Origin of the sequence: Streptomyces curacoi (assembly GCF_001513975.1) — a bacterium.
Classification (GTDB): domain Bacteria; phylum Actinomycetota; class Actinomycetes; order Streptomycetales; family Streptomycetaceae; genus Streptomyces; species Streptomyces curacoi.
Genome location: NZ_KQ948000.1, coordinates 44894 through 51170, shown reverse-complemented (window position 1 = coordinate 51170; position 6277 = coordinate 44894). Strand labels below are relative to the sequence as shown.

Here is a 6277-nt window from a genome sequence, read left to right as displayed (position 1 = left end):
CCTCTTATCGCAGGGCAGCGGTGACGCCGGTCAGGTTCTGGCGTTGCGGTTAATGGCCAGCTTCGATCGGACGATTGGATGATGATGATCCAGAACTTGCGCCGCGTTCCCATCTGCGTGGGCGTGGTGGCGTGTGCTGTGGTGAGTGTGTTGGGGATGGGCGCCACGGCAGCACTCGCCGACGGACGAACTCCGGCCCCGCTCGTCAGTTTGAAGAACTTGCAGCAGGGCCAGTCATCGAATCAGCTGAGCCCCGACTCGGTGCAGGAACGCAAGTTCATCAACGAGGGTGTGGGGGCGCACCTTCTCAATGCGGAGAACGTGCGCCAGGGAATTCCTCTGGTTGGCCTCAGCCCCCGGAATGTAAACCGTGATGTGTTCATCAACCACGGGTAGCCGCACCGTCGCCCTGATCCTGGGTACGCTCGTCTCCGCGGCTGCTGTCGCACCCAGCGCCTCCGGTGCTTCGGCTGCGACAGCGCCCCTGGTGAACGCCGAATGTGTGGGTCAGGGAGCGCTGCTCTCGGTGTTGGACAGCGGCTCGGAACACACTGACCGCTTCCGGTGCGATAGCACCCGAGGTGCGGTGATCCTGGACGCCAGCAAGTCCCTGCAGGGAGCAATGCTTACGGTCTCCAGCCCTGATCAGAGAACCGCTCAGATCTATTCATGACTTGCGGTCTGGTACGGCGGGGAGCCGAGGCTATCTGGTCGTCCAGGCCACGCGTCATAACACCGGCTGGTCCGGTATTGGAAGGGCGCCTTGGACGATGTAGTCCAGGGCGCCCCTTCATGTCATCGTTCCTTGGATCTGCTACCAGGGCCAGCGGAGAACGGGGAGCAGCATGAGCACGTACCTTCCTTTCCAAACAATAGCGGTGAGCAACACCGCCACACCTATCACCCAGATAGGAGCGGCTGTGACGCACGAGGGGTCAATCACCTGTTCGTGTGGCTGCCGACGGCTGGATCGCGAGCTAACCGCCCAGATGCAGTGCCGTATGGTTTTGTCGGTGGGAACCCAGAAAGTGAACGAAGCCAGTCGTCTCCTCCGGGATAAAACACAGGGAGAAAACGACCTCTAATAAGAGTCACTTCACTGGCTCGGCCCGACCACCCATTCCGTCATTTGACGAACTCCATTTCGTCGGTGTCCCGAGCTGGGGCGTGTAACCGCCATCTGCCAGCTGCCGTTGGCTCGTTGAACGGTTCCCAACGGAACTGAGCGTTGGGGCGCTGGGTCAGCACCAACTCTTGCTCGCAGCGACGCTGCACGTCGCCCAGGTTGTCGAAGTGGCCCGCGTGACGCGGCCGCATGACCCCCTCGTTCCACGCCTCGCCGCACCGGAGTAGCTCTACGAATACCTCGCCCCAGCGGAAGTGGCGGCCTGCGGTCGGCGTCTTCACCCGATCGGCGGAAGCCAGTTTCCTCGCTGCATGTTGATGTCGAGCTCGGGCCAGGATCGCGATGACTCGCGCGGCGAGTGCATCACCGGGCTTGATTTCGCGCCTCGCGGGTGACCATCACCTGAGTCCGTTCCTGGAGGATTGTGTGCCCAGTAATCATCGGATGGTGCCGCTCGCGGGCGTGGCCGGACTGGCTGTGGTCGGCTTGTTGGTCAGCAGCCTGCAAGCTCCCGCACACGCAAACAGCCAGATCAAGGGGTCGAGGCAGTACACAACACACGGCAAGTACGCGTTTGAGGTACCGGAGGGCGTTACGTCATTGAAGGTCCTGTTGTGGGGACCTGGCGGGGGCGGCTCCGGCGGAGCTGGTGGCGGCGGTGGCGGCGGTGCTGGCGGCGGGGGCGATTCCGGAAGGCTCGCGCACGGCGGAGGCGGCGGTGGCGGCGCCGGGGGCAGTGGCGGTGGGGGTGGCGGCGGTGGCGCGAGTGGCGCGTTCATCAGCTGCACGCTCGACGTCAGCGGTGTGAAGACGCTCGACGTGTACGTCCGCGGTGGTGGCGCTGCGGGCCAGGGCGGAAGGGGCGGCGGTGGGGGCGCCCACGGCAAGGGCGGCGGCACCATCTGGGGTGGCGGAGGAGACGGTGGCCAGGGCCACGGTGGTGACTACGGCGGGCAGGGAGGTGACGTGTACGTTACCGAAGTGCAGAGCTCGAACGGCGACCAGCTCGCCGCTGCCGGGTATGGGAAAGCTGGCCTCTCCGGCCAGTCCGGCTGGGGTGGCATCGCCGGTGAGGGTGGCTACAACGGCGAAACCTCCGGCGGGGAGCCCGGCTCGGGTGGCAGCAGTCGGTCTCAGGTCGGCGCGGGGGGGATGGGCGGCGGTAGCGACGAGTCAAGCGTGTGCACCGGCTCTCTCGAGGAATCGGTGCCAGGCAATCCCGGAACGAACGGCGGCGATGGCAGCGGATCCGACGCGGGCGGGGCCGGTGTCTACAGGCAGGGCGGAGCCCCTGGCCAGGGAGGCAGTGGCGGCCAGGGAGGCCGCGGCGGTGTCGCCATTGAGCGCGCAGGCTTGAGCGCTGGTTGCGGCGGTGACGGCGGCGCGGGCGGCACTGGCGGCACTGGCGGCCGCGGAGGCAAAGGCGGCAACGCGGACAACGCCTCGGCTCTGAAGGGAAAGGACGGCAACCCTGGTGAAACCGGCACGCCGGGCGGCAACGGATCGAAGGGGTGTGACGGCGCCGCTCTGATCATGTGGTGAGGAACTTGGAAACCGCATGTACAGGCGGGAAACCCGCCAGGATACATTGCGGCTATGAGCAGAGTGAAAGGGCTGGTCAGAGCCGCTGTGTGGATCGCCTACGGGCGGCGACGGTCCGGTCGGGTGGGCCGGTGCGATCTGTGGTGTGAGGTGCGCATCCTGCGACCCTGTCTTCAGGGGGAAGCTGCGCACCAGTAAAAACAGCAAACGTAGCGCTAAGGGCTCGCAGAGAAGCAACATGTTGATTCTCTGCGAGCCCTTAGAGGTCGTTTTCTCCCGTTGTTTCATCCCGGAATTGGCTTTTGATCACGAGATGTCGGGTGACGCCAGGAGAGGGTGGCTTCGTCGGTGAGGCGGCGGGCCATCAGATCGGTCATGGCCAGCTGGATCATGGCCTCGGAGCGGGCAGGCAGGGTCTCGTAGTCGCGGGCAAGGCGGCGGTGAAACATCAGCCACCCGTAGGTTCGTTCCACGGTCCAGCGCTTGGGCAGCGGCGTGAATCCCCTGGTCCCGGGGGTGCGTTGGATGATTTCCATGTCGATGCCGAGGCGGCGGCGTGCTCGACGAGATGCTGGCGGTAGCCGCCGTCCACCCAGACCTTGCGGATCGAGGGTGGGCGGCGGCCACCTGGTCGACCAGGTGGGTGCCGGCGACGGAGTCCTGCACGCTCGCGGCCGTGACCAGCACGGCGAGCAGCAGCCCGAGGGTGTCGGTGACGATGCTCCGCTTGCGGCCTACTGCTGGCGGTGCTGGTCACCGCGGCCGGCGTCCAGGACTCCACGGCTGGCCGCAACCCTCCTGGAACAGGCTGCCGCCGACCACCCCTGCCTGCGCAAGGTCTGGGTCGATGGCGGCTACCGCAAGCACTTCGTCGAGCACGCATCGACCCTCGGCATCGACCTCGAAATCGTCCAACGCATTCCCGGGACCAGGGGATTCACCCCACTCCCGAAAAGGTGGGCGGTGGAGCGGACCTACGGCTGGCTGATGCTGCACCGCCGCCTGGCCCGCGACTATGAAACCCACCCACACCGTTCCGAACCCATGATCCACCTCGCTATGACCGACCTGATGGCCCGCCGTCTCACCGGAGAGAACACCATCTCCTGGCGGGACTAAGTCTTGTCCCGTAACTGGTCTTTGAATAGGCATGGGCCAGGTCGGTCGCCGTGCGCCACCCTCGTCTATCCGGCGAGGGCGAGGTTGTGCAGGTGGGCGATGCCGCTCATGGCGTGGTGTACGCCTTCACCCTTGAGACGGCAGTCGCGCAAGATCTTCCAGGTCTTCATGCGGGCGAAGGCGTGCTCGATTCTCGCACGGACCCGCTTGTGGCACTTGTTGTGTGCCTGCTTCCAGTCCGGGAGTTCCTCGCCCTTTCGGCGCCGGTGGGGCATCACGAGGCCGGTGCCCGGGTAGCCGCCGTCCGCGATCGTCATGGTGCGGCCGACGGCGGCCTTAACCCCGGATTCCTCCCACGCCTTGCAGTCGGCGCGGTTACCGGGCAGCGGTCGGCCGACCACGACGACCAGACGGCTGTCGGCATCGATGACGACCTGGTGGTTGGTGGCGTACCGGTAATTCTTGGACTGCTCGGCGACCGTGTGGTCGCGGGTGGGCACCAGGGTGCCGTCCACAATGAGCACGGCTTCCTTGCGGAACCGCTTGCGCGGCCGGAGCGCGAGCAGGGGACCGAGATGCCCGATGATGCGGTCGGCCGCGGACTTTGAGATCCCGAACAGCGGGGCGAGCTGCCGCAGTGTCAGGTTCGTGCGCCAGTACGCGGCGACCAACAGAACCCGGTCCTCGAACGGCAGCCCCCAGGGCCGGCCCTTGCGGACCGGGTCCGCGCCCTTACGCCGCAGCGCGGTGATCAGCTTGCGGAACTGCCGCGGGCTCAGCCCGGTGAACGGGGCTATTCAGGACGGTTCCGATGCCGCAATCACTCCTGCCACAACAAGATCATGGCATCGTGTCCAGCGAGCCATGGGGGGCGGCCGACAGACGGCCGGACCAGGGATACCCTCGGACGATGTCGAATCGGGCGGTAGCAGCTGGAGTAGGTCTCGCGCGGGTGATGGCGCACTGCGGGGGCAGCCCATCAGCAGCCGTGCATTATCTGGCGGGTGCCATCGCCTCCGCACCTGAGAACCCCGAGCCCTATGCGGTTCTTGCCGAGTTGTGGAGGGACAAGCCGTCGGAGTTGGCCGAGGTCGTTCGGGGTGCCGACTCCTTGAGGACGGTACTGGCGCAGTCGTACATCAGCTTCCTTGAGGGGGACATGAACGGTGCGGCGCTGGCGATCGGATCGGTCACGGGTGTGCGACCGGACATCACATGGGCCAAAGCCCCCTGGTTCAGCGATGCACGATTTCTCGGTGTGGTGAGTGCTGACGCGTTGGCCGAGGCCGCAATGCGGACGATGGACTATGGCCATGGTCTGGACACCGAAAGCATGCGGGAACGATTCCGGCCCTGGTTCCGAGCCATCGACGTGGTCGCTGCCCGCCAGCCATTGCCGGAGGCGTTGGCCAAGATGGCGATCTTGCTGCGGACATGCGGTCTCACCGATGCGTCCTTTGCCCTCTGCGACCAGGCGGACTCCGTTGAGCGGATCATGCTGACGGAAGTTGTGCGAGCGGGCACGTGGCGCAAGCTGGGTGATCTTCAGCAGACCGTGGCGGCGTTCGAGCGTGCTCTTGCCCTGGACCCGGCCAACTGGTCGCTCTATCTCGACCTAGCCGATGTGCGTGCTGAGCAGGGCGACTTCACCTCTGCGGTCCGGCTGATCGATCAGGGGATGAGGTACGAGCCAGCTGAGCTCTCACTTCGCGCGGCCGGGGCTGCCTACCGGGCACGACTGACCGGCTCGCCTGCCGATCTGAGCGAACTCATCGAACTGGCGCCGAACCTGCCGAACGACTCGTACCGGGATCTGCTGATTGATCACGCGTGTGCTGGCCCCGCGCTGCCTGCCGAACTCGTGGCTGCGGCCCGGCGCATCCAGAACAGCTGAGGCTCCGCTCCTCCACGAGCAGCAGCTCCAGCCAGCAAGTGCCCAGCAGCGCGACCGGAGCCTAAGTTCCGGCGCGACTGCCACGGCAAGGGCGACGGCGTCCACGCCTTAACGCTTGGCGCCGCCCGGCTGCACAACCCACTCTCGGCCGCATGGCTCGTAGCTCCCAGTGCAGGGGGACCCACCTGCTGCAGTCGAAGATCAGTTACGGGACAAGTCTTAGACACCAGCACATCAAAGCCGCATCCAGGGATGAAACAACAGGACGAAACGACCTCTGAGAACCGGCTCTTTGCCGTATGAGGAACACCGCCTTTCTGAAACCACGGCCATCAGGCCGGCTGCGAGCCATAAGTTGGGCCCTGCCCGCCTGATCGTCTCTCCGGTGAACGGGACAGGCAGTATGGGTGCGTATGCCGCGTCGCGCAGGTTGCCGGGGTCTGCCGCCTGCTACCTGTCTGTGTCAACGGCCAAGTTCGGCATGGTTGGTTCCGTGCCGCCCTGATCAGAAAGGCATTACCTTGGCCGGCACCGATCGTCGCGACCTGGTGCTGCTGATCTCAACCGCCCGGGCGATACTCCCGGGTCAACAGGGG

At 65.7% G+C, this 6277-nt stretch carries 5 protein-coding genes and 2 pseudogenes; 4 read left to right on the top strand and 3 right to left on the bottom strand.

The genetic code is table 11. From position 1 onward, the window contains the following. The first annotated feature begins 81 nt into the window (after positions 1 to 81). A complete protein-coding gene (locus AQI70_RS36275) occupies positions 82 to 396 on the top strand; it encodes a hypothetical protein (protein WP_159042755.1) in 315 nt (104 codons plus the stop codon). A gap of 1327 nt (positions 397 to 1723) precedes the next feature. Here AQI70_RS36275 and AQI70_RS39895 read toward each other — a convergent pair. After that, positions 1724 to 2062 carry a hypothetical protein gene (locus AQI70_RS39895; RefSeq protein WP_208607513.1) on the bottom strand — a complete coding sequence of 113 codons (339 nt, stop codon included), beginning with the start codon at positions 2060 to 2062 and terminating at the stop codon, positions 1724 to 1726. A 30-nt stretch (positions 2063 to 2092) separates the two neighbouring features. Between AQI70_RS39895 and AQI70_RS40520 the strand changes: the two genes are divergently transcribed. Next, entirely contained in the window at positions 2093 to 2668 is a 576-nt protein-coding gene (locus tag AQI70_RS40520) for a hypothetical protein (protein WP_159042754.1), read from the top strand. Positions 2669 to 2952: 284 nt separating this feature from the next. Here AQI70_RS40520 and AQI70_RS36265 read toward each other — a convergent pair. After that, a pseudogene (locus tag AQI70_RS36265) lies at positions 2953 to 3406 on the bottom strand (transposase); the annotation flags it as partial. Here AQI70_RS36265 and AQI70_RS36260 point away from each other — a divergent pair. Next, positions 3400 to 3787, top strand: a pseudogene (locus AQI70_RS36260) (transposase); the annotation flags it as partial. The pseudogenes AQI70_RS36265 and AQI70_RS36260 overlap by 7 nt on opposite strands. A 65-nt stretch (positions 3788 to 3852) precedes the next feature. Here AQI70_RS36260 and AQI70_RS36255 read toward each other — a convergent pair. Continuing rightward, positions 3853 to 4584 (bottom strand): transposase, encoded by a 732-nt coding sequence (locus AQI70_RS36255; RefSeq protein ID WP_244181981.1) that lies wholly within the window; start codon positions 4582 to 4584, stop codon positions 3853 to 3855. Positions 4585 to 4775: 191 nt separating this feature from the next. On the opposite strand from AQI70_RS36255, the gene AQI70_RS36250 reads away from it, so the two are divergent. Beyond that, complete coding sequence (locus AQI70_RS36250; protein WP_079051629.1) at positions 4776 to 5681, top strand: tetratricopeptide repeat protein; 906 nt, start codon at positions 4776 to 4778, stop codon at positions 5679 to 5681. Positions 5682 to 6277 lie beyond the last annotated feature (596 nt).

Excerpts from the sequence above, each read along its gene's own strand:
- AQI70_RS36275 (WP_159042755.1), top strand. The coding sequence starts at position 82 with ATGATGATCCAGAACTTGCGCCGCGTTCCCATCTGCGTGGGCGTGGTG.